This window comes from Sulfitobacter sediminivivens (assembly GCF_042611115.2).
Lineage (GTDB): Bacteria > Pseudomonadota > Alphaproteobacteria > Rhodobacterales > Rhodobacteraceae > Sulfitobacter > Sulfitobacter sediminivivens.
The window spans coordinates 1-26,722 of record NZ_JBHGAR020000018.1 but is presented as its reverse complement, the minus strand read 5'-3'; the positions used below and the strand labels follow the sequence as shown (position 1 = coordinate 26,722).

At 53.9% G+C, this 26,722-nt stretch carries 32 protein-coding genes; 17 read left to right on the top strand and 15 right to left on the bottom strand.

Annotated elements, in window-relative coordinates:
- Positions 1 to 96 precede the first annotated feature (96 nt).
- From metA to ACEWL3_RS16200, 5 genes are read left to right on the top strand one after another with little or no spacing between them, the layout of a single operon-like run.
- Positions 97 to 1,014 (top strand): homoserine O-acetyltransferase MetA, encoded by a 918-nt coding sequence (gene metA / locus ACEWL3_RS16220; protein WP_386178623.1) that lies wholly within the window; start codon positions 97 to 99, stop codon positions 1,012 to 1,014.
- Positions 989 to 1,975, top strand: coding sequence for an alpha/beta fold hydrolase (locus ACEWL3_RS16215; protein ID WP_386178621.1), 987 nt, complete (start codon positions 989 to 991; stop codon positions 1,973 to 1,975). The genes metA and ACEWL3_RS16215 overlap by 26 nt, the downstream gene beginning before the upstream one ends.
- A 51-nt stretch (positions 1,976 to 2,026) precedes the next feature.
- A complete protein-coding gene (gene ppk2, locus ACEWL3_RS16210; protein ID WP_386178619.1) occupies positions 2,027 to 2,896 on the top strand; it encodes a polyphosphate kinase 2 in 870 nt (289 codons plus the stop codon).
- Positions 2,889 to 3,506, top strand: coding sequence for a TetR/AcrR family transcriptional regulator (locus ACEWL3_RS16205; RefSeq protein ID WP_386178617.1), 618 nt, complete (start codon positions 2,889 to 2,891; stop codon positions 3,504 to 3,506). The genes ppk2 and ACEWL3_RS16205 overlap by 8 nt, the downstream gene beginning before the upstream one ends.
- On the top strand, positions 3,499 to 3,867 hold the full coding sequence (locus tag ACEWL3_RS16200) for a hypothetical protein (RefSeq protein ID WP_386178615.1): 369 nt from the start codon (positions 3,499 to 3,501) through the stop codon (positions 3,865 to 3,867). The genes ACEWL3_RS16205 and ACEWL3_RS16200 overlap by 8 nt, the downstream gene beginning before the upstream one ends.
- Here the strand turns inward: ACEWL3_RS16200 and ACEWL3_RS16195 are convergent.
- Positions 3,831 to 4,847 (bottom strand): LLM class flavin-dependent oxidoreductase, encoded by a 1,017-nt coding sequence (locus tag ACEWL3_RS16195; RefSeq protein WP_386178613.1) that lies wholly within the window; start codon positions 4,845 to 4,847, stop codon positions 3,831 to 3,833. The two genes, ACEWL3_RS16200 and ACEWL3_RS16195, sit on opposite strands and share 37 nt — an antisense overlap.
- Before the next feature lie 271 nt (positions 4,848 to 5,118).
- Complete coding sequence (locus tag ACEWL3_RS16190; protein ID WP_386178610.1) at positions 5,119 to 5,589, bottom strand: DUF6641 family protein; 471 nt, start codon at positions 5,587 to 5,589, stop codon at positions 5,119 to 5,121.
- Between the two features lie 137 nt (positions 5,590 to 5,726).
- On the opposite strand from ACEWL3_RS16190, the gene ACEWL3_RS16185 reads away from it, so the two are divergent.
- Positions 5,727 to 6,974, top strand: a complete 1,248-nt coding sequence (locus ACEWL3_RS16185; RefSeq protein WP_386178608.1) for a DNA-methyltransferase — start codon at positions 5,727 to 5,729, stop codon at positions 6,972 to 6,974.
- On the opposite strand, the gene ACEWL3_RS16180 is transcribed toward ACEWL3_RS16185, so the two are convergent.
- Positions 6,964 to 7,923, bottom strand: coding sequence for a BstXI family restriction endonuclease (locus ACEWL3_RS16180; protein WP_386178605.1), 960 nt, complete (start codon positions 7,921 to 7,923; stop codon positions 6,964 to 6,966). The genes ACEWL3_RS16185 and ACEWL3_RS16180 overlap by 11 nt on opposite strands.
- Positions 7,924 to 8,238: 315 nt before the next feature.
- Between ACEWL3_RS16180 and ACEWL3_RS16175 the strand changes: the two genes are divergently transcribed.
- From ACEWL3_RS16175 to ACEWL3_RS16155, 5 genes are all read left to right on the top strand, one after another.
- On the top strand, positions 8,239 to 8,553 hold the full coding sequence (locus ACEWL3_RS16175; protein ID WP_386178602.1) for a hypothetical protein: 315 nt from the start codon (positions 8,239 to 8,241) through the stop codon (positions 8,551 to 8,553).
- Entirely contained in the window at positions 8,537 to 9,145 is a 609-nt protein-coding gene (locus ACEWL3_RS16170) for a hypothetical protein (RefSeq protein WP_386178599.1), read from the top strand. Before ACEWL3_RS16175 ends, ACEWL3_RS16170 begins: the two co-directional genes overlap by 17 nt.
- A 137-nt stretch (positions 9,146 to 9,282) precedes the next feature.
- On the top strand, positions 9,283 to 9,582 hold the full coding sequence (locus ACEWL3_RS16165) for a DUF6626 family protein (RefSeq protein WP_386178596.1): 300 nt from the start codon (positions 9,283 to 9,285) through the stop codon (positions 9,580 to 9,582).
- Between the two features lie 149 nt (positions 9,583 to 9,731).
- Entirely contained in the window at positions 9,732 to 10,304 is a 573-nt protein-coding gene (locus ACEWL3_RS16160; RefSeq protein WP_386178593.1) for a tyrosine-type recombinase/integrase, read from the top strand.
- A gap of 222 nt (positions 10,305 to 10,526) precedes the next feature.
- Complete coding sequence (locus ACEWL3_RS16155; protein ID WP_386178590.1) at positions 10,527 to 10,919, top strand: hypothetical protein; 393 nt, start codon at positions 10,527 to 10,529, stop codon at positions 10,917 to 10,919.
- Here the strand turns inward: ACEWL3_RS16155 and ACEWL3_RS16150 are convergent.
- The 4 genes from ACEWL3_RS16150 to ACEWL3_RS16135 all read right to left on the bottom strand — a co-directional run bounded on the left by ACEWL3_RS16150 (position 10,916) and on the right by ACEWL3_RS16135 (position 15,107).
- Positions 10,916 to 12,415, bottom strand: a complete 1,500-nt coding sequence (locus tag ACEWL3_RS16150; RefSeq protein ID WP_435001178.1) for a tyrosine-type recombinase/integrase — start codon at positions 12,413 to 12,415, stop codon at positions 10,916 to 10,918. The two genes, ACEWL3_RS16155 and ACEWL3_RS16150, sit on opposite strands and share 4 nt — an antisense overlap.
- Before the next feature lie 155 nt (positions 12,416 to 12,570).
- Complete coding sequence (gene rpsI / locus ACEWL3_RS16145) at positions 12,571 to 13,059, bottom strand: 30S ribosomal protein S9 (protein WP_386178584.1); 489 nt, start codon at positions 13,057 to 13,059, stop codon at positions 12,571 to 12,573.
- Between the two features lie 2 nt (positions 13,060 to 13,061).
- Positions 13,062 to 13,523 carry a 50S ribosomal protein L13 gene (rplM, locus tag ACEWL3_RS16140; protein WP_114878548.1) on the bottom strand — a complete coding sequence of 154 codons (462 nt, stop codon included), beginning with the start codon at positions 13,521 to 13,523 and terminating at the stop codon, positions 13,062 to 13,064.
- A 177-nt stretch (positions 13,524 to 13,700) separates the two neighbouring features.
- Complete coding sequence (locus ACEWL3_RS16135) at positions 13,701 to 15,107, bottom strand: aminotransferase-like domain-containing protein (RefSeq protein ID WP_386178579.1); 1,407 nt, start codon at positions 15,105 to 15,107, stop codon at positions 13,701 to 13,703.
- Between the two features lie 98 nt (positions 15,108 to 15,205).
- Between ACEWL3_RS16135 and ACEWL3_RS16130 the strand changes: the two genes are divergently transcribed.
- The gene (locus ACEWL3_RS16130) at positions 15,206 to 15,436 is read left to right on the top strand and encodes a DUF1127 domain-containing protein (protein WP_386178576.1); all 231 of its coding nucleotides are present in this window, start codon (positions 15,206 to 15,208) and stop codon (positions 15,434 to 15,436) included.
- Between the two features lie 63 nt (positions 15,437 to 15,499).
- On the opposite strand, the gene ACEWL3_RS16125 is transcribed toward ACEWL3_RS16130, so the two are convergent.
- Positions 15,500 to 15,928 (bottom strand): PaaI family thioesterase, encoded by a 429-nt coding sequence (locus ACEWL3_RS16125; RefSeq protein ID WP_386178573.1) that lies wholly within the window; start codon positions 15,926 to 15,928, stop codon positions 15,500 to 15,502.
- A gap of 59 nt (positions 15,929 to 15,987) precedes the next feature.
- Here ACEWL3_RS16125 and ACEWL3_RS16120 point away from each other — a divergent pair, with 59 nt between their 5' ends.
- The 4 genes from ACEWL3_RS16120 (at position 15,988) to gluQRS (ending at position 19,882) form a co-directional block, all read left to right on the top strand.
- Positions 15,988 to 16,773, top strand: coding sequence for an enoyl-CoA hydratase (locus tag ACEWL3_RS16120; RefSeq protein WP_386178570.1), 786 nt, complete (start codon positions 15,988 to 15,990; stop codon positions 16,771 to 16,773).
- 269 nt (positions 16,774 to 17,042) lie between these two features.
- On the top strand, positions 17,043 to 18,380 hold the full coding sequence (trmFO, locus tag ACEWL3_RS16115) for a methylenetetrahydrofolate--tRNA-(uracil(54)-C(5))-methyltransferase (FADH(2)-oxidizing) TrmFO (RefSeq protein ID WP_386178567.1): 1,338 nt from the start codon (positions 17,043 to 17,045) through the stop codon (positions 18,378 to 18,380).
- Positions 18,381 to 18,419: 39 nt separating this feature from the next.
- Complete coding sequence (locus ACEWL3_RS16110; RefSeq protein ID WP_386178564.1) at positions 18,420 to 19,034, top strand: class I SAM-dependent DNA methyltransferase; 615 nt, start codon at positions 18,420 to 18,422, stop codon at positions 19,032 to 19,034.
- Positions 19,031 to 19,882 (top strand): tRNA glutamyl-Q(34) synthetase GluQRS, encoded by an 852-nt coding sequence (gluQRS, locus tag ACEWL3_RS16105; RefSeq protein ID WP_386178561.1) that lies wholly within the window; start codon positions 19,031 to 19,033, stop codon positions 19,880 to 19,882. The genes ACEWL3_RS16110 and gluQRS overlap by 4 nt, the downstream gene beginning before the upstream one ends.
- Positions 19,883 to 19,891: 9 nt before the next feature.
- Here gluQRS and ACEWL3_RS16100 read toward each other — a convergent pair whose 3' ends face one another.
- Together ACEWL3_RS16100 and hisI are read right to left on the bottom strand one after the other, a co-directional pair.
- The gene (locus tag ACEWL3_RS16100; RefSeq protein ID WP_386178558.1) at positions 19,892 to 20,095 is read right to left on the bottom strand and encodes a hypothetical protein; all 204 of its coding nucleotides are present in this window, start codon (positions 20,093 to 20,095) and stop codon (positions 19,892 to 19,894) included.
- A 75-nt stretch (positions 20,096 to 20,170) separates the two neighbouring features.
- Positions 20,171 to 20,527, bottom strand: coding sequence for a phosphoribosyl-AMP cyclohydrolase (gene hisI, locus ACEWL3_RS16095; protein ID WP_386178555.1), 357 nt, complete (start codon positions 20,525 to 20,527; stop codon positions 20,171 to 20,173).
- A gap of 81 nt (positions 20,528 to 20,608) precedes the next feature.
- On the opposite strand from hisI, the gene ACEWL3_RS16090 reads away from it, so the two are divergent.
- Positions 20,609 to 21,070, top strand: coding sequence for an iron-sulfur cluster assembly scaffold protein (locus tag ACEWL3_RS16090; protein WP_386178552.1), 462 nt, complete (start codon positions 20,609 to 20,611; stop codon positions 21,068 to 21,070).
- Between the two features lie 235 nt (positions 21,071 to 21,305).
- Here the strand turns inward: ACEWL3_RS16090 and ACEWL3_RS16085 are convergent, their stop codons facing one another.
- From ACEWL3_RS16085 to ACEWL3_RS16065, 5 genes are all read right to left on the bottom strand, one after another.
- Entirely contained in the window at positions 21,306 to 21,434 is a 129-nt protein-coding gene (locus tag ACEWL3_RS16085) for a hypothetical protein (RefSeq protein ID WP_302622750.1), read from the bottom strand.
- Between the two features lie 98 nt (positions 21,435 to 21,532).
- Positions 21,533 to 23,623, bottom strand: coding sequence for an ATP-dependent DNA helicase RecG (recG, locus tag ACEWL3_RS16080; RefSeq protein ID WP_386178550.1), 2,091 nt, complete (start codon positions 23,621 to 23,623; stop codon positions 21,533 to 21,535).
- Entirely contained in the window at positions 23,620 to 25,740 is a 2,121-nt protein-coding gene (gene ligA / locus ACEWL3_RS16075) for an NAD-dependent DNA ligase LigA (protein ID WP_386178548.1), read from the bottom strand. The genes recG and ligA overlap by 4 nt, the downstream gene beginning before the upstream one ends.
- 100 nt (positions 25,741 to 25,840) lie before the next feature.
- Positions 25,841 to 26,548 (bottom strand): response regulator transcription factor CtrA, encoded by a 708-nt coding sequence (gene ctrA, locus ACEWL3_RS16070; protein ID WP_386178545.1) that lies wholly within the window; start codon positions 26,546 to 26,548, stop codon positions 25,841 to 25,843.
- A 98-nt stretch (positions 26,549 to 26,646) separates the two neighbouring features.
- Positions 26,647 to 26,722, bottom strand: a 76-nt coding sequence (locus tag ACEWL3_RS16065) for a DUF1153 domain-containing protein (protein ID WP_435001205.1), incomplete at its 5' end; no start/stop codon positions are given.

The window sequence follows — 26,722 nt, the reverse complement described above, 5'->3', positions numbered from 1 at the left end:
TCTGTGCGATCTGCCTGACCCCTTCGTGATGTGCGCCCTCTTGGCAGGGTCAATGTCGCGGTCTATCTAAAGCAGCCAAGATAGCGAAAGTGTCCCATGCCCATCAAGATCCCATCCACCCTGCCCGCTTATAACGTGCTGACGCGCGAGGGTGTGATGGTGGTGGACGAGGAACTGGCCGCACGGCAGGACATTCGCCCGTTGCGCATTGCGCTCTTGAACCTGATGCCCAAGAAAATTCAGACGGAAAACCAATTTGCCCGTCTGATCGGTGCCACACCCCTGCAGATCGAACTGACCTTGTTGCGCATGTCCGATCACCAGACCCGCAACACCGCCGCCAAACATATGGAAAGCTTCTATCACCCGTTTGAAGAGGTCACGGACCAGAAATTTGACGGATTGATCATCACCGGCGCGCCGATCGAACATATGCCATTCGAAGAAGTGACCTATTGGGATGAACTCATCCAAGTGATGGAATGGACGCAAACCAACGTGCATGCCACTTTTGGGGTCTGTTGGGGTGCGATGGCGATGATCCACCATTTCCACGGCATCAAAAAGCATCTGCTGGATGCCAAGGCTTTCGGCTGTTTTCGTCACAAGAACCTTGCAACGTCATCGCCGTTTCTGCGCGGCTTTTCAGATGAATGTGTGATGCCCGTCTCGCGCTGGACCGAAATGAAACAAGCTGAAGTGGACGCGAAACCCGGCCTCACGACGTTGCTCGGGAGTGACGAGGTTGGCCCTTGTCTGATCGAAGATCCCGCCCACCGTGCCCTCTATGTCTTTAATCATTTTGAATATGATCGGGACACGCTAAAACAGGAATATGACCGGGACATTGCGGCTGGAACACCGATCAATGTGCCGTGCAATTATTATCCAAACGATGACCCGTCGCTTATGCCAGTCAACCGCTGGCGCAGTCACGCGCATCTGCTTTATGGCAATTGGATCAATGAGATGTATCAATCTACTCCTTATGAGATTTCCAACATTGGGGGTTAAGGTGTATTTGTTTTTCGGATGCTTCATCGCGGTGATTGCGCTGACCCAATGGCGCGCCAATGCGCGCGAGACCGCTGCAGAGGCAGAGTATCCGGCGATTGGCGACATCGTCATGACCGACGGCGTTCCGGTGCATGTCCATGTAAGTGGCACAGGTCCCGATCTGGTGCTGATCCATGGGGCGAGCGGCAATCTGCGCGATTTTACCTTTGGCCTGACCGGGCACCTCACCGACCATTACCGGGTCATCACCTTTGACCGCCCCGGAATGGGCTGGACCGGGCGTTTGCCCGGCAACGCCGGTGCCTGGAACACCGTGTCTGAGACCCCGCAGGAACAGGCGGCGATCCTGCAAAGGGCCGCAGACCAGATCGGCGTCAAGAACCCGATTGTTCTGGGCCACTCCTATGGGGGTGCTGTGGCCTTGGCATGGGGCTTGGCCCGCCCGAGTGATACTGCGGCACTGGTGCTGGTCTCTGCCGTATCCGAACCTTGGCCGGGCAGCCTTGGCTGGGCCTATGCAGCAACCAGTTCGGCGCTTGGCGGTGCTGTGCTGGTCCCTTTGGTCACGGCCTATTTGCCAGACAGGGCCGTGGACGCCAGCGTCAGCTCCATCTTTGCACCGCAAGACCCTCCCAAAGGCTATGTTGACCATGTCGGTTCCGGCCTCACGCTGCGCCGCGCATCAACCCGCGCCAACGCCCAACAGGTCAACGGGCTTTTGCCCTATATCATTGAAATGAAGAAACAATACGGCACCCTCACCATGCCGATTGAAATTGTGCACGGGGATGCGGATACCATCGTGCCCGCCGCCGTCCACGCCGAGGTTTTGATAAACGACGTGCCAAATGGTGCACTGACGATATTGCCGGGTCTCGGCCACATGCCGCATCACACCAACCCTGAGACCGTTGTCGACGCCATTGGGCGTGCTGCAACGCGTGCGGGTTTGCGTTAATCGGCTTAACATCCCATATATAAGATCAGACACTGAATTTCAGGAGGCCATATGGACCTGCCCTTTGACGGCGCGATCAGCGCTTTTTTTGAGAATGAAGCCCCGGAAGATATCCGCACTGCCATTCGCAGCGCGGACAAAAATGATATTCTGGCGGCCTCATATCCGCACAGCGACCGGCTGGCGCGCAAGCGGTACGAAAAAGACTATAAAAAGCTCCAGATCGAACTGGTGAAACTGCAGTCATGGGTTCGCGACAGCGGCACGCGTATTGCGATGGTGTTTGAAGGCCGGGACGCGGCTGGCAAGGGCGGGACAATTGGCCGGATTTTGGAACATCTGAACCCCCGAGCGGCTCGGGTCGTCGCCTTGTCCAAACCCACCGAAACCGAACAAAGTGAATGGTATTTTCAGCGCTATATCAAGCACCTGCCCTCAGCCGGTGAAATGATCTTGTTCGACCGCAGCTGGTACAACCGCGGCGTCGTTGAGCCGGTTTTTGGCTTTTGCACCGACGAACAACGGGCGCATTTCTTTAGACAGGTCAACCCGTTTGAGGCGATGCTGGCCGAAGATGGTATCCATCTTTTCAAATTCTGGTTGAACGTGGGGCGCGCCGAACAGCTGCGGCGCATGCTGGCGCGCGAACGTGATCCACTCAAGCAATGGAAGCTCAGCAGCATCGACGTCAAAGGCCTGACGAAATGGGATGCCTATACCACCGCGATCCAGGAAACATTGACCCGCAGTCATACCACCGACGCACCCTGGACGGTGATCCGGTCCGATGACAAACGCCGCGCACGGCTAAATGCTATGAGGGTCGTCTTGCACTCCTTTGATTATCCACAAAAAAATACGAAGGCCATCGGACCAATCGATACGTCGATCTGTGGCGGACCGGACATCTGGGATGCCTAAACGCGGCTATCACCACGGCAATCTCAGACAGGCGCTGATTGATGCAGCGCTTGAGTTGATCGAACTACGCGGGCCCACCGGCTTTACCCTCTCTGAGGCTGCTAAACAGGCGGGTGTGACCCCGGCGGCTGTTTACCGGCATTTTGAGGGGCGTGAAGATCTGATTGCCGAAGGTGCGATGCAGGGTTACGAGATTTTTGCCGATCTGATGGAATTTGCCTACCAGTCCGGCCAACCTTCGGCGCTTAAGGCGTTTGAGGCGACAGGCCGCGCCTATCTGGCATTTGCCCGCAAATACCCCGGCCATTACATTGCGATGTTTGAAAGCGGCATTTCGGTGAACAGGACACCCGAACTGGCCGCTGTGGCCAATCGTGCCAATGGGGTGCTGGAACAGGCTGCCGCCGACCTCAGCAAACATATTCCGGCTGACAAACGCCCGCCTGCGTCGATGTTCTCTGCGCATATCTGGGCAATGAGCCACGGTGTGGTCGAACTTTTCGCCCGCAATTCCCCGGGTCGGGCATCGCCGTTTCCAGCCGATGAGCTTTTGGAAAGCGGCATCGGGATATATCTGCGGGGGCTGGGTCTGGTTAGGCCAGATGAATAGGTTTGTGCGGATGCTACCGGAACGCTGGCAATATCCGGCCCACGAATGGGGCGCATTGTTTGTTGCTGGATTGGTGTTCACAATCGCAAGCGCTGCCTATTTCATCTACCGCACGCCTGACCATCACGTGCATGCGGGATATATGACAGGCAAGGTTCTGTCGACGTTCGATACCTCGGATGAGTTGCGTTTTGATGTGCGTGCGGTGGTCGCTTTGCCAGACGGCTCAAACATCGCTGTGCGCGCCCAGTCATTTGCAATGGCGCAATGGCTGATCGACGAAACCTGTATCGAAGTGCGAAAGGCCGAAAGCGGCCGCACCTATTACCGACTTGCCGCCCCCACCAACTGCGCGTCCTGATCGCCTGCCAAATCCGCCATCACACCAGCCGCAATTTCAAACGACCTGAGCCGCGCGGCATGATCATGTATCTGCCCGGTCAGAATAATCTCATCCGGCCGGTAGGCCTGAATCATCTCAGCCAATTGCCGCTTAACCGTTTCTGCCGATCCAACGGCCGAAACCCGCAGCATCTGGTCCACGGCACGCCGAACAGGGGTACCAATCTCTTTGTCAATATCCTCAACGGGACGTGGCAGTTTGCCCCGTTTGCCGGTCCGCATGCGCGCAAACGCCTGCTGCATCGAGGTACGCAGATACGCGCCTTTCGCATCTGTGTCAGCGGCAAAGACATTGGCCGCCAACATGAAATAGGGTTTGCCCTCCGGTGTCGCCGGTTTGAAGTCCCTCCGATAAAGATAAAGCGCCTCTTCCAGCGCGTCCGGCGCAAAATGCGATGCAAAGGCATAGGGCAGACCAAAATGTGCCGCCAATTGCGCGCCATAAAGCGATGACCCAAGGATCCAGATCGGCACACGGCTGCCCTCGCCCGGTATCGCGCGCACCGAGGCATCGGGACGCGGATCGCCAAGATAGCCCATCAATTCGGCGACATCGCCTGGAAAGTCATCACCGCCGCGTCGCAAGGCGTGATAGACCGCCCCATCACCACCTGGCGCACGTCCCAGCCCCAGATCAATCCGGTTGCCGTGGATCGCCGCAAGCGTGCCAAATTGCTCTGCAATGGCCAAGGGCGCATGATTGGGCAGCATGATACCACCCGCCCCGATGCGCATCTTTTGGGTATGGCCTGCCACATGCCCAATCAGCACGGATGTCGCCGCCGAGGCGATGCCAGGCATGTTGTGATGCTCTGCCATCCAATACCGGTGATAACCCCAGTCTTCGGCGCTTTTGGCCAAATCAACTGTATTTCGAATGGCCTGTGCTGCCTCTGACCCATCAGGGATCGGGGCAAGGTCGAGAACGGAGAATTTCATCTTTGTTTCCTAAGCGTGACATCGCTTCACATAATATCGCTGCCGTTCTTTAAAACCCCCAGCCTCTTCACCCTTTTCAAAAATACCGCGGGGGTCTGGGGGCAGCGCCCCCATTCCGGTCGGCGCGCGTCAGCGTGTCGACATAAAAAAGGCCGCCCCAAACAGAGGCGGCCTTCTTTGCAATAATCGTAGGTAAATTTAGCGCTTGGCTATTCGTAAGGTCTAATAGACACAATTAATTCAATAACTTACAGCTCCTTGATAAAATCTGCTAACTACCTGCTACGATTTTTTGCTCACTCCGCTTACTCTCAAATGGCTTTGTAGTTCTAAATTTCATCATGTTTTCAATAACTTCGTCAAGTTCACCAGCAGCCACCGCCGCGTGCAAAGCCTGCAGCGCCCCCTCAACATCGTCCAGCTCCTTCACAAATACAGCGTTGCCGCCTTTGCCCAGTTCAAGCGCCTTACTTCCGTATTTGCACTGCACATACCAGCCGCCGTCTTGTTCAAAAAACCAAGCGCGTACCTTGCGCATCCGCTCCGCCAGCACCTTCTCGCCGTGTTCGTTCTTAGCCCATACCTTGCGCCGCACTTCGTAGCTTTCGCCCTTCACTGCTGCCGCAGCCACTTTCAGCTGCTCCTCAATCCCAGCCATCAGCTTCTGCCTGCGCTGCTGCACAGGGTCTTGCTTGTTTGCACGGGTGACGGTTTTGACGGTGAGTTTTGCTAATACAGACATGATATTGCTCCTTATGTTGCTCACATAAGTCTGCGTCCTGTCGTCACAATTACGATCAAAATCAGATACTTACCTATCCGTTTTTATAAAAAAACTGAGAAATAGTTGCGCTGCTTGGAACTAAGTGCATCAACAGCATGGAAGAAGCATTTAGGAAAGCGGCTGAGCGCAAGAAAACCGCAACAGTTGGTGTGGTAACGGTTGCGAGCGCACAACATATTGCTTACTCTCACCAAAAACATCAGGTATATCTCATGCAGTTCACAACCCCAACAAGCAAAAAAGCAGTCTTTCCTCACAATCGTGAAGTAGCATTTGAATTTATTGCAGAGGCTATTGGAAGTAATGCAGCGTATAGAACTGATGAAAGCCTCCTTGCTCAAGGGGACTCTCTTCAACTTGTGAAGCAACTACCAGATAGCTCTGTTGATTTGGTCCTGACTGACCCACCTTATCATACGACAAAAAAAGCCAACATTTATGGAGATGCTAGCTTTATTGATAATGACGAATATTTGAGTTGGATTGATGAGTATATGATGGAGTGGCGTCGTGTATTGCGTCCAAATGGAACAATATACCTCTTTTGCTCTTCGGAAATGGCACCGTTCATCTATGTCCAAGGGTCAAAGATGATGAACATGCACAACATCATAACTTGGACAAAGCCAAATGAACCAGGCTATGATGGATGGAAGCAAAAGATGAAAAAAACAGCTTTGCGCCAGTGGTATCCACATAGTGAAAAGATAGTTGTTTGCTCACCTGCAGCAGTTGGCAATCTCAAACGCTCTCCCTTTGGTATGTTCCTTAAGGAGTGCCGAAAGAAATGCGAAATGAGCTCCAACCTTCTTACTGAAGTTATAGGCGCGTATGGCAAAGTCAATAATGGTGGAGCAGTCTCGAATTGGGAAACAGGCAGAAATATCCCTAGCCGCGAACAGTATTCGAAGATTTGCGACGCCTTTATGGCAACAGGTCACATCGAATTTATGCCAGCATATGAGGACGTTATCCGTGCCTTTAATGTGAACCCAACCCTGCCTTTCACTGACGCTTGGGACCACATGAACGTTAGGCAATATCGTGGCAAACATCCTGCTGAAAAACCTAGAGACCTATTGGAGCTGATTATCTCCACGAGCAGCTATCCAGGCGACGTAGTGCTAGACTGCTTCAATGGTTCTGGCAGTACGATGTTGGCGGCGAAGCGATTGCAGCGACGAGCAGTAGGTATTGAAATCGAAGAGAAGTGGATTGAATACGCTAGGAACAGTTTACAAGCGGCATGCGGCAGCAACATCAATTATGACAACGGGTCTAAATCCAGTCCTACAATCCAAAACGAGAAGGCAAAGTCAGAGGTATTTGCCATTATTCCGTGAGCACGATTGCGTTTCGCCCTAGCACCTCTTTCATCCAATCTAAAGTATGCGATATGCCAACATCTTTGCATACAACATTACAGTGATGATGACCCCAACCAAGATTATATGGCTTATGATTAAACTCACCAAAAGCGAGCTCTTTGATGTGGAAGAGATTGATTTCAGTTACTGTTAGGTCATGGCGCTCTCTACCTGAAGCTTGCGGCAGCCTACTAAGCATACCTGCGGCACTAATAGGCTCAAGGCATAGTGGACATACGAGCTCCTTCGCTGCATTAAGAATACGCGCTCCAATTAAGTCATCATATGAGAGTAGACCTAATTCTTTTGAGCGGTCCAAAATAGCTTTACTACGACAATCGATATCTTCCTGCAGCATACCTGCACTTAGCATCTTCTCGTTCGCATCAACTGTGTGCCAAAACGCAGCTTCCAGTTGAAGCCGCGTTTCATCCAAAGCTTTAGTATCTGCATACTCGTAGAGACGTATGCCAGCCCCCTTCAACCCTGAGTTTGTATAACCTCTATTAATACGCTTGTCGCTATCTGCCGTTGTATTAGCTATTCGCGCAGCATACTGACCGTTCAGTGGTGACGTACGAGAGTTTGGCTCCCGGTAGCCATAGTTCTCTGGCAAATGCATAAGCCAATCTTCACGTTTTTCATAGTAAACAAGGGCGTTCACACCAACTTCGAGACCAAACACGGAAATGTCCTGCCCATATTTATCGAAGTATTCTGTAGGAGATATCAAAACGATATATCCGTTCTCATACGCTTTAACTCGTATGTTAGAATGCGCCTGCCATACACCAAAAGGTATAAGAACAGTAGAGTTTCTACCTACCCTATTCTGGAAGACTTGGTCATCATCTGCACCGCGGGTCTGACCTGTCTTATAAATTTTCCCTGCAAGCAGCCTTGGAAGCTTTGGAAGACGAGCCATTACGAACCTCATTGAACACTGGCGATATCACAACTCAATTTACGTTCAAAGGCAAGCTGTTGACCTGCAGTAAATAGAAGAAAAGTGAGTATTCAGAAGCTACAAAAGTATAATGCTGATGAGTGACTTTCAGTTTCTCTTAAAAAAGCAAGATTACAAAGTTGAACATAGGTGAGCTAAGTAAGCTATCGCAGCTAACACGACGAGGGCAAGTTGGATGAGCAAAGCGCATTGCTTAAAAAAGACCTGTCAGGTTCAACGTAATTCCTCTCAAGTCTTTGCCTACAAAGTATAAATAGCTTTGGAGATTAGCGCATGAGAAACATTGACGAATTACGACAGCAGCTTGAGTTGGTTTTTGCATGCTACATGAAGCTGGACGACGAAGGACAGCAGACAGCGATGGACATGACGGTTTTGATGCTGCGGCAAATGTTGCGCGAGCAAAGTGGCAGGCGGCAGCGGCTGATAGAACTGGGTAGTGGCAAACGCGACAATGCTGCAAAACGCAGGGTACAAACAAACGCTGGCAAAACGCGTAGCAAGCTTGTGCGCAAGTCAAACGCCGCAAGTCCACAATCCCCAATCAAACCAGTACAAACGACGAGAAAAAATGAGCTACGTAGATAATAATAAACAACATTATGCGCTGGCAACTTGGCTTGCAGCAACAGACTGGGCTGTTTTTGGCACGCTGATGTTTACAGACGGTCACAGCATTAGCGAGCACAAAGCGGAAGCAATTGTGCGCAAGTTTTTTAACGGCTTGGATAGGGCGTATTTGGGGCGCAACTTGGTTGATGCGGGACATAGGATTGAGCGCGTTGTGTTTAAGCAGCTGGGGAGCAGCGGCAGCAATGTGCACTATCATTTTGTCGCGCAACCAGGCGTTAACGCAGAACAGTTTTGCGATGTAGCGAAGCGCAGTTGGGACGAAGCAAGTAGTTTTACTATGGGCTATGAGCTTACAGACATTAAACCAGCTAGAAATTCAGCGGCTTGCAGCAACTATGGGCTACACGAATTTTGGAAATTGGGAGCTGACACACTTTGCTTGCGCGCAACGCATCTGTCTCAACACCCAAAAACCAAGCCAATCCAAAAGTTACGCCGTTTACTCAAAATACAAGCAAACAACGAGTGCATAACGGAAAATGCACTTATGCGGGAGGCACTAGCTAAACGCAGGAAGAAGATAGCAGAACAGACTGCAACACACTGAAAAACGGCGATGCTGACTGATGTGTGAATGGCGGAAACGCTGGAAGTTGCAAACGCGCGTTTGCAGCTAATCCTAAGTTTTTGCCAAATCAAAACTTCAAAGCAAACAAACGAAGTTTTCGAACAAAGGAAAGTTAGATGAAATTATTGAACTACACATACATGAAGCTGATTGAGATAGATGAGATTGAGACAGCTGAAGAACTTAGCAAAGATTGGTGCAGTAAGAACAGGAACTGGTTTGCTTGGCAAAAACACGCAGGACATGACTTTAGCTTAGACGCTGCAATAAACTGCTTGGCGCGAACGCGGCTGAGATTAGCTGAGCGGCAGGACAAAGTGGGACAGCGCGGGCTGGCGGAAGTGGAGCGGCTTTTGAGTGAGTACTTACTGCACAAACACAAAGTTGCTGAGATTGCAGCTGGCGTGGCTGCCTAGCTCAAAATGTTATGAAATTCATAATATGTAACATTAGTGCTGAACGGCATTTGAAAACAAAGACTTAGCCTAACTGCCTTTTTCGATCGTTTTATAAAATGTGTGGAATTACAATGGATTACAGTAAAAGCACACATTTTAGGTGAGATATGAAACAGGCAAAGCTACTGACGCAAGCAGAACAAAAGCGTGTTAACACGCTTATCAACGGTCATCGTTATCCAACGCGCAACCACACAATCTTTGCATTCAGCTTTTATGCTGGGCTACGTGCATGTGAGATTGCAGGGCTGAAAGTTGGTGACGTATTTGATGCGGACGGCGCAGTGCGTGACACGGTTTACTTGGCGGCAGGACAGACGAAGGGCGACGAGGCGAACACGGTGCTTGTAAGCAAGCGCTTGGAGAAAGCGCTTGCCGCGTTTGCAGCAACCTATCCGCGTCACATCACTAATCCCAATGCAGCACTGTTCTTCAGTGCAAAGCGCGGTGGGTTTAGTGCGCAGACAATTGTGAACTTGTTTGCGCGCTTTTACTCGCTTGCTGGCATCAAAGGCGCAAGTAGTCACAGCGGCAGACGCCAGTTTTTGACAGAGCTTGCGGACAAGGGTGTTAACGTCCGCGTGATACAGGCACTTGCGCGACACAAAGGCATTAGCACGACGCAGCGCTACATTGACTATAACGAAAGCAAGCTGCGCAACGCGATTGAGCTCCAGTGATAAAGTTTAAGAAAATCGAAAAAAGTTGAAAAAAGTTGAAAAAAGTTTCGTTCTGAAACAACAGCTTGAGTGAGTAAAAAGCAGCCAAAAAGTTCCATTTTACGCTTTGTTTTCAATGGTTTACAGGCACGTCAACTTGACAAGCGCTCCGTTTTATGGTAGATTGAAAAGGTAAGTTGAGAACACCTCCTTACAAATCCCAATCAACATGAAAGAACCAAAATGAACGTAAATTATATCGTAAGTTTCAACCGCAACCAGCAAGTGATGTTTGACATTGATGTGCAAACTAGTGGCAACGACTACGAGCAAATGAAGCTACAGCTACAACTGGCAGCTTTTCTTTGCCTGCAAATCAACGGCTTCGACGTTGACGATGTTTGGAAAATTTCGACAGCAGCTAACTGGACTGACACTTGGTGCAAAGAGCATGGACCATTGCCCAGCAACTTCAAAACACACTTTAATGGCAAATTTGCCTACGGCGAGTTCCGCAATGATAATAAGTCGCTCAAGCAAGTGCTGGAAACACATTTTGACCTAACCAAAATGTGCCGAATGGATTACTTTGGCAAAGCTTACAGCGTAGATGAGTACTACAAAAAGCGCGCTTAGCTAGCGTTACTTTTCACAAACTCTAAGAACGCCGCGTCACTGATTTCACCAACTTTATAACGACGTCGAATTTCAGCAAAAAACGCGTCATCTTGCATAGCAGCGCCGTTCTCAGCGCTGCTTTTCTTTTTTCGCACTGTGCGTGTAATCTGCTGCCTGCGCTGCTTTGAAACAACGTGTGAATAATGCGTTTCAATCTGCTTAACCTTGCAGCCCATGTTTATGCTTAAGTCGTATACACTCACGTCGCCCTTCTCCAAGCGCTGCGTAGCGTATGTGTGCCGCAAGCTATACAAGCTGCGCCTGTCCCCGTCCCTGTCGTTCAGTAAGCCGTCTTGCCTGCCGTCAAATTCAATAGCGCGCAAATAATGTTGAAAGCTTTTGTTTAGGTCGCCAATCTGTGTTGCTTTGCCGTCAGCATCAAGTTGCTGTCCAAACCAAACAAAGTCATTTCGCGCGTTGTGTGGCGTTACTTTTTGCCACTCTTTCAGTGCGTTATTTGCGCTTGGCTGTGTTTGCACAAAACGCGCCTGCCCCTTTTTCGTCGCCTTACTCACTCGCACTTCTGCAATGCGCTCTTCTTCACCCTCAACAACTTCGTCCAGCTTAACGTCACTCCAACGCATCTCTCGCGCTTCACCAACGCGCAAGCCGCTGTGCAGCAAAAACATAATGAAATGTGAAAGCTGTATGCGATGCAGTTTATGCCATGCGTTCAGCCCTTCGCTTGCAAATCGCCCGACACAATCCCTGTAGCTACGCAAGTTTCGCACAAGCACTGCGTACTCCCGCCCTGTGTCAAAACCTGCACGCCTGTTTGCAGTAGCGCCTTTATTCGCAACGCGCATCTTAACGATTTGCTGCATGCGCCCGCGTTCCATTGCATCGTAGAATATCTGATTTAGCGCGCTTTGTTCCATCTGCAGTGTCTTTAGTGCAGGTGCTTTCTTTGCGTTTGCAGTCCCGCGTGTTTTGGCGCCACGTCGTTTTGGATTGTAGCTTTGCAGCTTCGCAGCGTTTTCACTGCTCCAGTAGCCCTTACGCCAATCCCAATATCCAGCTGCATACTGTGAGGTTATGTCGTTAAGCAGCATTGAGCTGCTATCGCTATTTGAGAAGTAATCTTTGAAGTAGCGATTGAAGTACATTTTGTGCCAGCGCGCGCGCTCATCCGCCCACGTGCCATTGCGCAAGTTGCGTCCATACCAGTCGTTCCAGTGCTTCTCAAAAGTGTATTCATCCAAGCTGTGCCCAAGCTTTGCAGCTTGTTGCAACCTTAGCAATTCACCTTTCGCAAACTCGTATGCATCTTCGTAAACAGTCAGCTTAGTGCTGCGCGTAACGTAGCCTTTGCGCCCACCAATTTTCAGCCGCATATACCAAGTTTGTTTGCGATGACTTTTGGAGTTGGGCACTGCGACAGACAAATTGCGTTGAAAAAGCACAAGTGCCCCGCCGTAGTGTTCAACTTTGTTCTCGTAAAACGCCAACTGCACACCCCAATAGCAACCTCAAACGCTATCGTTATGCTAATTTCGCTAAATCAATACGTCAATGAATTCAGCGAACTGCTACAATTCTGCTACGCACAAAAAAAGGGCTGCAAAACATGCAACCCTTTGTAATTGTTGAGTAATATACTCGTTCGTAGTTAGCGCTTTGAGAACTGGAAGCTCTTACGCGCCTTGGCCTTACCGTATTTCTTACGTTCCACCACGCGGCTGTCGCGTGTGAGGAAGCCTGCTGCTTTCAGTGCACCGCGCAAAGCGGGCTCGTAAAGCTGCAATGCTTTGGACACGCCATGCTTGACCGCACCGGCCTGACCGGACAGACCGCCACCTTTGACTGTGGCAACCACGTCGAACTGGTCAACGCGGTCTGTGATGCTGAATGGCTGTGCCAGGATCATCTGCAGCACCGGACGCGCAAAATATTCGTTTTGCGGCTTGCCGTTGACAGTGACCTTGCCGGAACCCGGCTTGATCCAGACGCGGGCGACCGCATCTTTACGCTTGCCTGTGGCGTATGCCCGGCCGAGCTCGTCACGGACGGGCTCGCGGGGTGTCAATTCAACCTCTGGAGCTGCGGCGATGCCTGCAACTTCGGCCAGATCTTCGAGTGTGTTGATTTCGTCAGCCATGCTCATGCACTCCGCGTGTTTTTAGAGTTCATTGATTTCACATCCAGAACGACAGGGCTTTGCGCCTCGTGGCCGTGCTCGGTGCCTGCATAGACGCGCAGGTTGGTCATGATCTGGCGTGACAAGCGGTTGCCGGGCAACATGCGCTTGACGGCTTGGGTCACGATCCGCTCGGGGTGCGCGCCTTCAAGGATCTGTGCCTTGGTACGCTGCTTGATCCCGCCGGGATGGCCAGTGTGCCAATAGAAGTTTTCTTCGCGCTTCTTGCCGGTCATCTGGATTTTCTCAGCATTGATAACGATGACGTTGTCGCCGCAATCCATGTGAGGGGTGAATGACGGCTTGTGCTTGCCGCGCAGGCGCGTGGCAATGATCGACGCAAGACGGCCCAAAACAACGCCTTCAGCGTCGATGATGATCCATGTCTTGTCGATGTCTGCCGGTGTTGCAGAAAAGGTTTTCATCGGAATTTCCCGTTTGATGGTAAAAGCACAGCCAAACGGGCGATGCCTTCATGTGATGGGCGGGTTATAAACATGCGGTTTGCCACGTCAAGCGGTGCGCGCCTTATTTAATGCTATAAATTCAATGGTTTATTAAATAGGTAATATATTACCCCACATTCTTACACCGAAATATCGTCATACCGAAATCTGTTCCGGTGGATTATCAAGCAAGTCCCGCAAGCGCTGGACAGCGGCCGCAAAGCTTTCAATGGAAACGCCCGCGTTGATGGCAAGGCGCACCTTATGGCGCACGCGCGCATCGCGACCGGCGAATTCTTCGGCAGGTCGCACCGGCACATCCGCCGCCTCTGCCGCCTGGCAGAACGCGACCGCCCGCCAGCCCTGCGGCAGCGTGAGCCACAAAAACGGGACATCCAGCCGCCATTTGACGTCGTACCCCTGCAGGGTATCCGCTGCGGTCTGGATATATTGCCCGTAGATATCGCGGGCCTTGGCCGTCAGGGCATTGACCCGGGGATCACCCAGCAACAGGGCTGCCAGATCAAGCATCGGTGTTGGCAGCCCGAAAAAGCCATGTTCCTTGGCGCGCCGCAGGCCGGATGTCTTGCCTTTCGGTGCCACGGCAAACCCCAGACGCAGCGCGGGCGTCAGCGTCTTTGCGATCGACGAAACATACCACCCCAATTCAGGGGCCAATGCCCGGTAGGTGGCGGCCCGCTCTATCCCCATGCGGTAACAATCGTCCTCCAGTATTTGCAAACCGTGGCTGCGTGCGACGGCCACCAATTCTTCACGACGCGCAAGCGGCGTGTGTGCAACCGTCGGATTGTGAACTTCGGGGGATGTGCAAAACACTTGGGCATCGCACCCCTTGGCTGCGGCATGAAGGGCCTCCGGGATCACACCGTCCTCGTCCATCGCAACCGGCACGACATCCGCGCGCAACAATTCGGCGGCGCGGCGAAAGCCGGGATAGGCGAGCTCTTCGACCAGAATCGTAGGTCGACGCCCGCTCAGCACCGCCTGCAACACCAAAAAAATACCGTGCTGCCCGCCCATCGTCATGACAACATCTTCTGCGTCTATCGGCCCAAGCGGTGTGTTGGCCAACCACTTCAACGCAGCCTTGCGGGCCGGAACCGCAGACGCACGTGTCGGGTAATGCATCACCCCCGACGCCGGGTTGTCGGCCACCTGCCCCAGCAATTCCCGGATCAGTGCAGCCTGTCCGATGCTTGGCAGCACCGGCGAAAACAGATTAACGCGGTGCATGTCATGCGGGCCCATGTGCGCCACCGCATCAATTTCGATTGGCACATAAGGCACGTCGCGCAAGGGTGCCGTCACAAAGGTGCCGCGCCCGACCTCGGCAGTCAGCACCGCCTCATCGGTCAGAATGGTATAGGCTCGGGCCACGGTGCCGGGAGTGATGCCAAGCTTCCAGGCCAGATCGCGCACTGGTGGCAATTTGTCCCCGACACCAAGCTCGCCCTTGCTTATCGCTTTGCGGATCGCCGCCACCACGGCCTTGTACTTGGGCCCTGCGCCATCGGACAGTTCCGGTTGCCAAATTGTACCCATTACAATGTTTGCCTAGTCATTTCAGATCAATCTTTGTACCAATTGATCGTAGCGATTTGCTATATTGTGTCAATACAATTTAGGACAAGGAGATACCCATGACACACGCATTGACCCTCTCTTCCGAGATGTTGGCCACCATCAATACACGCGGCATGCCAATCGCTGCGCTGTTGGCGGTCAAATTTGCGGTCTGTGTGACGAAATGGGCCACACGCCGTCGCACACGTATGGCGCTGCGCAAGCTGGAGTCATGGCAATTGCGCGATGTGGGACTGACACCGGATCAGGCCGAAACGGAGGCTTGCCGCGTGTTCTGGAAGCCATAACATCCCTGTGGTGACTTTCAGACCTCTTCACTGGGCCGGGTCTTTCCCGGCCCTTTTTTCATCTTACCCGATGGATTTTGGCGGGATCGCATAGGTCAGACTGGCCCGCGCCACCGGTTTGTCAGATCCTTCTGAAAATATCAGCACATCTGTCACCGACAGTTGCTTGCCCAGCTTCAGCAGCCGCGCTTTGGCGATCAAATCCACCCCTGCCAGCGGCTTGCGCATGAAATCAATTGAACAATTTGTGGTCACGGCCAATGCCTGTGGTCCGATCATGGCCAGTGTCACCAAATATGCCGCAACATCTGCAAGCGCGAACATCGACGGGCCAGACACGGTGCCACCGGGGCGCAGATGCCGGTGCGCGGTCAGCAACCGCATGGTGATTTCGCCCTCGCCCACATGATCGACGGCAAATTCGTCTGCCACCTGGTCAAACACCTCTTGCATGAAGTGTGTCAGCGCCTCTTTGTCCATCATTACGGGCATGGTTGTTCTTTCCTGCATTGTTGACCTAGGATTGACCTATTTGAGGGTAAGAGAGCAAGATGGCAATTCTTGAGATTGAAGTACGCGGACCAGTGGCGCACATGACAATGAACGCACCAGAGCGGCTGAATGCGCTGTCCGATGAGATGTTGGCCGCTTTGCAATGCGGATTGGATGGTCTGGCAAACAATGCGCAGGTCCGGGTCATCACCATCGCGGGCGCTGGCAAAGCATTTTGCGCCGGCCATGACCTGCGCCAGATGGCAGAGAAACGAAAAGAGGCGGACGGCGGGGTTGCCGCCTTCAGGGAACTGTTCGACCGATGCTCTGCCTTGATGGCCCGCATACGGTTCATGCCGCAGCCGGTCATTGCCCAGGTACATGGCATCGCAACCGCCGCGGGGTGTCAGTTGGTTGCCACCTGCGATCTGGCGGTCGCTGCCAAAGAAACACGTTTCGGCGTGAACGGCGTCAATATCGGATTGTTCTGTTCAACCCCGATGGTGGCGCTCAGCCGCAACATCGCTCGAAAAAAGGCGTTTGAGATGCTTACCACAGGCGATTTTATCAACGCCACCCGCGCTGAGGAGCTTGGCCTGATCAACCGTGTCGTGGAAAGCAACGACCTCAGCGCCGCCACCGCGGCGTTGGCCGATCAAATTGCCTCTAAATTGGGGTCGGCTGTGAAACTGGGCAAAGTCGCCTTTTATCAACAACTGGAGCTGCCGGTCGCTGAGGCCTATGCCTATACTGGCGACGTTATGGTTGAAAATATGCAGAATAAGGACACTCAAGAGGGCATCAATGCCTTCATCGAAAAACGCCCCCCCGACTGGTCGCAATGATTGTTTCCAAATATGATTGCGATTGTTTACGTTTTTGCTCTAGTAAATCGGGCATAATTGAGGCATCAATAGGGCAAGGCCAATAGCCTTGATGATTTTGGGTCGCCGACGGCGGAAGGTCCCTCCAGGTCAGCCTCTCACTGACCGACCATACCTGCAGCGGCGACCCCAAAAATCACCCCTCCCTTACATTCTTCTAGTCAAGTAAATGTACCGCAGGTGTGGGCTTCCTGTTGCTTACCAAAGCACCCTGCCCTACATCGCGTTTCATGACAGAGACACTCCATATCATCGGCGGCGGCATGGCCGGATCAGAAGCAGCCTGGCAGGCGGCAAACGCGGGCATTCCTGTCGTGATCCATGAAATGCGACCCAAGGTCGGCACATTCGCACACCAGACCGGGCTTTTGGGCGAAATGGTCTGTTCCAATTCATTCCGGTCTGATGACAGCGAACAAAACGCGGTGGGCCTGTTGCATTGGGAAATGCGCGCAGCGAACGGGTTGATCATGGCCACGGCTGACAAACACCGTCTGCCTGCGGGCGGCGCACTGGCGGTTGACCGCGATTCCTTTGCCCAATCGGTGACAGATGCGTTGCTGGCCCACCCGAACATCAAGGTTGAATACGGCGAAATCACTGAACTGCCCGATGACGGCCACTGGATCATTGCGACCGGGCCGCTGACTTCCGGCTCTTTGGCAGATGCCATTGCCGCCCAAACCGGTGCCGAGGCGCTGGCATTTTTCGACGCCATCGCGCCAATTGTCTATTTTGAAAGCATCAACATGGACAAAGCATGGATGCAGTCGCGCTACGACAAGGGCGAAACCGAGGAAGAGCGCACCGCCTACCTGAACTGCCCGATGGACAAAGACCAATACGAGGCATTTATCGACGCGTTGCTGGCTGCGGATAAAACCGAATTCCGCGAAGGCGAAACTGCGGGTTATTTTGACGGATGTCTGCCCATAGAAGTCATGGCCGAACGCGGCCGCGAAACCCTGCGCTTTGGTCCGATGAAACCTGTGGGCCTGACCGATGCGCATCAGCCCGACGTCAAAGCATATGCCGTTGTGCAACTGCGTCGCGACAACAAACTGGGCACGCTTTACAACATAGTCGGCTTTCAGACCAAGATGAAGTATGGCGCACAAGCCGATGTTTTTAAAATGATTCCAGGGCTAGAGAATGCGCGATTCGCGCGCCTTGGCGGGATTCACCGCAATTCCTTTATCAATTCCCCCACGCTACTGGACGACCAGATGCGTCTGCGCGCACGCCCTCATATTCGCTTTGCAGGTCAAATCACTGGCGTCGAAGGATATGTTGAAAGTGCCGCGATGGGTCTGCTTGCCGGGCGCATGGCAGTTGCCGAGATCAAGGGAGAAGCGATCACCGCACCGCCCAACACAACAGCGATGGGCGCATTGATCACCCATATCACTGGCGGTGCCGAGGCAAAAACCTTTCAGCCGATGAACGTCAATTTTGGCCTTTTTCCCCCTGTGGATGGCCTGAAATCAGGTCGGCGGGGGCGCAAGGACCGCTACAAGGCCTATACGGATCGCGCCAAGGCAGACTGGCAAAGCTGGCTGGAAAGTTAAGGCTGGACGGGACCATGCATCCTTCGTAGATTTTTCTGCATGAGTGATAACTTTCTCGACAAAGCGTATAGCGCGCGCGATGCCGCCTCAACCCGCGAACTCTATGACAAGTGGTCCGCGAGCTATGAGGCCGAAGTGGGCGAAAACGGCTATGCCACCCCTGAGCGATGTGCAAAAGCGCTTGCCAAATACACTGACGATCCCACCCAACCCATTCTTGATTTTGGCTGTGGCACCGGGCTTTCGGGTTTGGCACTCAAACTGGGCGGATTTACCACGATTGATGGGATGGATCTGTCGGCTGATATGCTGGCGCAGGCCAATGACAAAGGCGTTTATCGGACCTTGCATCATGTCGAGGCTGATGCACCGCTGATCCATGCGCCCGGCGATTATGCAGCCATTGCCGCGATCGGGGTCATTGGGGCCGGTGCTGCCCCGATCTCTGTGTTTGATACCTTGATGAAGGGGCTCGCGAAAGGCGGGCTGATGGTGTTTTCTTTCAACGATCACGCACTGCAGGACAAGGCCAACGAGGCACGGGTCAGTGAATGGATCGACTGTGGTGCCGCCTGTTTGCTGTTTCGCGAACACGGACCGCATTTACCGGGTATTAACTTGAAGTCCAATGTATATGTGATTGAAAAGAATTGATCTTTCGAACACGTTTTGCACCGTCACCCACAGGGCCGCTGCACCTTGGTCATGCGTATTCGGCGCTTTTGGCCTTTGATATGGCACAGGCACATGCGGGTGAATTTCTGCTCAGGATCGAGGATATTGACAAGTCACGCGCGCGCCCTGAATGGGAGGCGCAGATTTATGATGATCTGGCTTGGTTGGGATTGCGGTGGCCACATCCTGTGATGCGGCAGTCGGAGCGCCAAGCCGCTTATGACGGCGCGCTTGATCAGCTTTGGCAGCATGGGTTGCTCTATCCATGCACCTGCTCTCGCGCAGATATCGCGGCGGCGGCCTCGGCTCCTCAGGAAGGCGCGCCGTTGCAGGGGCCGGACGGGATAATTTACCCTGGTACATGCCGTGCATCGGCCTGTCGCACGGGCCTGAGACCCACGAATTGCCCCTTGCGGCTGGACATGAGGAAAGCGGTTGAGTGCTTTGATAACAATGTTTATTTCACTGAAACAGGGCACCGGCACGGAGATATCCGCGTTGATGCCGATACCTTGATCTTGGAGATTGGTGACATCGTCCTTTCCCGTCGTGATATGGGCACATCCTATCATCTTTCGGTGGTGCTGGATGACGCGGCTCAAGGCATTAGCAATGTGGTGCGCGGTGAGGATCTGTTCGAGGCGACAAAAATCCACGTCGTTCTGCAAAAGCTTCTAGGGCTACCGACACCCACCTATCACCACCACTGTTTGATCCGGGACGCAGCGGGCAAACGGCTCGCCAAACGCGACGATGCGCGGGCCATTTCTCTTTATCGGTCTGAGGGTAAGACACCTGAGGATATTCGTTTCATGGTGGAGCTTTAGGCGCTTTTCTTAACCTGGTAGGCTGCGCCGGGGTTTGGGCATAGTCACCCATCGGCCATTCACATGGATCAGCCCGTCAAACGCCAGACCCAATGTCTCGCCCTTCTGCACGAATTTGAACCGTACGATCGGCACGTCGATCTTGAAATACTGCAGCACGTCTTTGTACCCGCCCGGGAATTCATCCCAGTTATTGCCGTGGTCATATGCCAAATCCCAACCCTGACCCCTTTGAATAAACAGGCCAGCGGAAGTATTTGATCTTTGCAAATGATCGCGCTGAGGCGGCTAGATGGGTTTGGTCAACTCACGCTCTTTGCCATCCTCGACAGCCGTAAAAAAACAGCTGCGCCGCCCGGTGTGGCAGGCCGGCCCGGTCTGGCGCACCATCACCAAAAGGCAATCCCGGTCACAATCAAAGCGCAGCTCCACCAGTTCCTGCACATGGCCGCTGGTTTCACCCTTGATCCAGAAAGCCTGCCGAGAGCGGCTCCAATACGTCACGCGTCCCGTTTCCAGCGTTTGAGTGATGCTTTGCACATTCATCCATGCCAGCATCAGCACCTCTTTGCTGTCTACCTCCTGCGCAATCGCAGGAATCAGCCCGGCGTCGTTAAAGGTCAGACTTGCAGGATCAAATCGCATCCGCTTGGCCCCTCTCAGAAAAGTTTTTTGCATCTTTGGTGTGGGGGGTTATGTAGGCATTCAAAGGCAAAGGAAACAACCATGTCGGGCGATACCGATCTTATCAAACTTTACTCGGCGCGTATCCTGGCGCTGGCTGCTGACATTCCCCATCTGGGACACCTGGATGAGCCGGATGCCACGGTAAAGCGCCGTTCGCCGCTGTGCGGGTCTACGGTAACGGTTGGTGTGCGCGTCGCAGACGGAAGGTTGGCGCAGTTGGGCCAAGACGTCAAAGCCTGCGCATTGGGCCAGGCAGCGGCGGCTGTCATGGGTGCTGCGGCACTGGGCACGACGCTGGAACAAGTCGAAAAGGCCCGCGATCAATTGCGTGCCATGCTGAAAAACCATGGGCCGGTGCCCGATCCGCCCTTTGACGGATTTGAAGTTCTGACGCCCGCCGTTGAATACAAGAACCGGCATGCGTCGATCATGTTGAGCATTGAAGCGCTGGCTGAGGCGATGCAGCACGCATCGGCCCCGGTAGAAGTCAGCAAACCTTGATCTGATGCATGGAATGTCGGCTGGGGCGGGCTTTGAAGTCCGGGCTGACATGCTGTGTAAAAAAAACGCCGCACATCCTGAAAAGGATGGCGGCGCAAGGAAAGCGTTTCTCATGCGGGACCCGGATTTGCCGTAGGGGATACCCCCGATGCCAACGTCAGACAGGCAGTGTCAGTTGGCAGCATCAATTTGGGACGGATGCGTCAGGCAAGCGGCATGAGAGCGCAGGCAGATATCAAACAAAGGCCGGAAGGTGCAGACCAACAACAAGCATCACAATCAAAGCAGCCGCACCGACGGCATCCTGCAACAACGTGCCTTGCGACCGGGTTGCGATGGATTTGAGCGATTTTAGCGTTGTCATTCTGTGTCTCCGTCTTTGTTGCCTCTTTGTTCTCATTTTATTAACCACTTGTAAAGAACTAAATGGGAACATTTGCGAACAAAATAGACTGAAACCCGTTAACCTACTGAAATCAAACGGATCGCTTCATCCTGCCTCATCAACCACAGCAACAGCCGCGTCGCCTTGCCGCGAGGGGACGTCAATGCAGGATCATCGTTCAAGAGTTTGCGGGCATCCGACTGCGCCACTGCCATCAGCCCCGCCTGCCGTTCCAGATCGGCCACCCGGAAACGCGGCACCCCCGATTGTGCCGTGCCAATCAGATCGCCGGTGCCGCGCATTTTCAGGTCGGTCTCGGCAATTATGAACCCGTCTTCGGTCTCGCGCAGAACCTCCAGACGTTGTCTGCCGCTCTCGCTCAGCGGTGGCTGATACATCAACAAACAAGTCGATGCCTCTTGGCCGCGCCCCACGCGGCCCCGCAACTGGTGCAACTGGGCCAGGCCAAATATCTCGGCGCGCTCCACCACCATGATCGTGGCATTTGGCACATCGACCCCCACCTCAATGACGGTCGTGGCCACCAGAACCTGGGTTTCGCCGTTCTGAAACGCGCGCATGGCCGCATCTTTTTCCGCGGGCGGCATTTGCCCATGCACCAACCCCACGACCCCCTCGCCCAAGGCGGCGCGCAACCGTTTGAACCGTTCCTCGGCAGCGATCAAGTCGCTGATTTCACTTTCCTCAACCAAAGGACAGACCCAGTAACACTGCCGCCCCTCGGCAATGGCAGAACGCAGCCGTCCCACAACCTCATCAATTCGTTCGGTGCTGACCAATGCGGTCTTGATCGGTTTGCGACCGGGTGGTTTTTCATCCAGTACGGAAACGTCCATATCGCCATATTGCGCCAAGGCGAGCGAGCGTGGGATTGGCGTTGCGGTCATCACCAAAACATCCGCACGATGGCCCTTCTGACCCAACTCAAGACGCTGACGTACGCCAAACCGGTGTTGTTCGTCCACCACGGCAAGCCGCAGATCATTGAAATGGACATCCGCCTGAAACACGGCGTGGGTCCCGACAAGCACCTGAATATCGCCGCGTGCCAATGCCGCAAGCTTGGCCTGTCGTTCGCTGCCCTTGTCCCGTCCGGTCAGAATTTCCAGCACCACGCCCGCCTGATCGGCCAGGGGGCGCAACCCCTGAACGTGCTGGCGGGCAAGGATTTCGGTCGGGGCCATCAACACCGCCTGCCCGCCCGCCTCGACCGCTCGCAACAATGCCATGAAGGCCACAAGCGTCTTGCCCGCCCCCACATCGCCCTGCAAGAGCCTATTCATGCGCTGCTGGGTTGCCATATCGCCGATGATTTCCGCGATTGCGCGGTTCTGCGCTGTGGTCGGCTTATAGGGTAACGCGGCCATCACCCGGGCCTGTAACCGCCCGTCACCGGTGCTGGATCGGCCCTTCTTGCGGCGTTCCTTTTGTCGGGCCAGCGCCAAGGTCACCTGATGGGCAAAAAGTTCATCATAGGCCAACCGTTCGCGCGCTGGTGCGGTCGGGGCCAGATCCGTCAGCGACACAGGATCATGCGCCCGCGTGACCGCCGTCAGAAAATCAGGCCATTCTGATTGGTTCACCTGCCCTGCATCGCACCATTCGGCCATTTGAGGCACCCGCGCAATGGCACCACGGGTGGCTTTGTACATCAGCTTTTGGGTGATCCCTGCGGTCAGCGGATAGACGGGTTCAAATGCCGGAATAGCGTCTGCGTCCGCTTCGGCCACGGCGAAATCGGGGTGCACCATCTGGGCCGTGCCGTCAAAAAGCTCAACCCGGCCCGAGACAATTCGGCGTGACCCCTCAGGCAGTTGTTTTTTCCAAAAATCGCCGCGCGCATGGAAATAGACCAATTGAAAGCTGGTCTTGGCGTCCTCGACGTGAATGCGGTACGCCCCACCTTTGTTCTTGGCGGGGTAATGTGCGCCAATGGTCACGGCCACCGTCAATGTTGCAGGCAATACCGCGTCTTTCACCGTTTGAGACAGGGCGCGATCAATTCCGGAATAGGGCAAGGTGAACAACAGATCCCGTGGGGCCAGAATGCCAAGTTGCGCAAACAGTTGCGCGGTTTTCGGGCCGATGCCTTCAAGCGTTTCCAATCCTGCAAACAGCGGGAAAAGTGGTTCCGGCCGCCCGCTCATATGTCACTGATCAACGCGAGCCAGCCGTCTTCATCCAGGGTTTCAATGCCCAATTCAGCGGCCTTTATCGCTTTGGATCCGGCACCGGGGCCGGCAATCAGAATATCTGTTTTGGCGCTGACCGACCCGGACACTTTCGCACCCAGCCGCTCTGCCCGCGCTTTAGCCTCTGCGCGGGTCATTTTTTCAAGCGTGCCGGTGAAAACCACCGTCTTTCCGGCAACCGGGCTGCCGGATGTGTCGGGCCGTTTTGCGGCGATGACATTCAACTGCGCAATCAGCCGATCGATGGACGCACGTTCGGCCGATTGCGCAAAGGCGTTTACCACCGATCCCGCCATCACGGCCCCGACGCCATCGACCCCGATCAGGTCATCCCACGCGGATCCTTGTTGCGCCTCTGCGGCGATCATCGCCGCTTCAAACGCATCCCAGGTGCCATAATGCAGTGCCAACAGGTTTGACGCCGCTTCGCCCACATGGCGGATGCCAAGCGCAAATATCAAGCGGCCCAGCGGGATATCCCGTTTAGATTCAATGCTTTGAAAGAGGTTGTTCGCAGACTTCTCGCCCCATCCTTCCCGGTTTTTCAATTGCTGCAGACCCTGACCATACCGATCTTTGAGGGTAAAGATATCAGCCGGTTCTTTGATCCAACCATCGGCATAAAATTGTTCAACCTGCTTTGCACCCAGCCCTTCAATGTCAAACGCCCCGCGCGCCACAAAGTGTTTCAGCTTTTCAACAGCCTGCGCCGGACAGATCAGCCCACCCGTGCAACGGCGCACCGCATCCCCCGGTTCCCGGACCGCCTCGCTGCCGCATTCCGGGCAGAGGGTCGGAAAGACAAAAGCGGTGGCACCGGGATCGCGTTTGCTCAGATCCACGTCAGCGACTTTCGGAATCACATCGCCGGCGCGATAGACCTGCACCCAATCGCCCACACGGATATCTTTGCCGCCGCGAATTTGCTGTCCCTTGCTGTCCAGACCGCTGATGTAATCCTCGTTATGCAAGGTTGCGTTTGACACGACCACACCACCAACCGTCACTGGCCGCAGCCGCGCGACGGGGGACAGAGCGCCCGTGCGCCCGACCTGAATGTCGATGCCCTCCAGCACGGTCCAGGCCAGTTCTGCCGGAAATTTGTGGGCGATCGCCCAGCGGGGGGTGGTCGATCTGAAGCCGAGCCGGTCCTGCAGCGCCAGATCATCGACTTTATAGACCACGCCGTCGATGTCATATCCAAGCGTTGCACGCTGTTCCTCGATCAGGGCATAATGGGCCAGCATCGATTCCGGTCCATCACAGATCGCGGTAAGCGGGTTGGTGGAAAACCCAAAATCCGACAACCGTGTGATGGCACCCATCTGGGTGTCTGCGAGCGGGGCTGACAGCGCGCCCCATGCATAGGCAAAAAACCGCAGCGGGCGTGATTTTGTGATGCTGGCATCCAGCTGGCGCAGTGATCCTGCGGCCGCATTGCGCGGATTGGCAAAGGGTTTGGCATCCGCCGCCAATTGACGTTCATTCAACGCCGCAAAATCGGCATGGCTCATGTACACTTCGCCGCGCACCTCAAGAACGGATGGCGCGTCTTTCAGGACCTGTGGGATATCGCCAATTGTACGCGCATTTGCCGTGACGTTTTCGCCCACGGCCCCATCACCGCGTGTTGCAGCATGGATAAGCCGGCCGTCCTCGTATCGTAAGGACAGTGACAGACCGTCAATCTTTGGTTCAGCGGTATAGGCCACCTTGGTCGCGCCATCTATCCCAAGGTATTTTCGAACACGCGCATCAAATTCAACAACATCGGTAGTCTCGAAAGCATTTGAGAGTGACAGCATCGCCACCGCATGGGTGATTTTCGAAAAACCTTCGGCTGGTGTGGCACCGACCTGATCGCTGGGGCTATCCTGCCTCTTCAGGTCCGGGAACCGCGCCTCGATTGCGGAATTGCGACGTTTCAGCGCGTCATATTCAGAATCGTCAATTTCCGGGTCGTCCTGTGTGTGATAGGCGGCGTTTGCATCGTTCAGAATTTTGGCAAGCCGCGCAAGTTCATCCTTGGCCTGCGCTTCGGTCAGCGCTTCTATTGCAATCTCTGATGTCACAAGACCTGCCCCCGGAAGTGTCGCTTCTATCTTCTTAGATAGGTGGCGACGGGGGGCAGGTCTAGCACGTTTTGGAGGGTCGTTTCGGATGGATGGTGGCTTAAGCGCTCGCCGCCAAACTCATTGCAGCAGGTTCCGGGTCACGCAGCACATAGCCCCGGCCCCAGACTGTTTCGATGTAATTCTCGCCGCCGGTTGCAACACTCAGCTTTTTGCGCAATTTGCAGATGAACACGTCGATGATCTTGAGTTCAGGTTCATCCATGCCGCCGTAGAGGTGGTTCAGAAACATTTCCTTGGTCAAGGTCGTCCCTTTGCGCAGGGATAGCAGCTCAAGCATTTGGTATTCTTTGCCCGTCAGATGCACTGTTGAATTGTTGACGCTGACGGTTTTGGCATCCAGATTCACAGCGATTTGCCCGGTTTCAATCACAGATTGCGAATGCCCCTTGGAGCGGCGGATGATCGCGTGGATCCGCGCCACCAGTTCTTCGCGGTGGAACGGCTTGGTCAGATAATCATCCGCCCCAAATCCGAAACCTTTGATCTTGCTTTCGGTGTCGTCAGCCCCGGACAAAATCAGGATCGGCGTATCAATGCGTGACAAACGCAGTTGGCGCAAAACTTCGTGGCCATTCATGTCTGGCAGATCAAGGTCCAGAAGGATCAGATCGTAATCATAGAGTTTCGCCAGGTCGATCCCTTCTTCACCCAGATCGGTGGCATACACATTGAGGTTCGCATGGGTCAGCATCAACTCAATGCTGCGAGAAGTAGTTGGATCGTCTTCGACTAGTAATACACGCATTAATATTCTCTCCGGGGCGGCTTCATTGCTTTGGACTAGATCGTGAACAAAAAAGGTTAACCACTCGCTAACAGAGATTGGACTAACAGATTCGCAACCTAAAGTTGTCTATATTTTTGCAATGCAGTCGCTTTTAATGCCGCTTCCCCGTGATCTGTGACCGCACGGACCCAC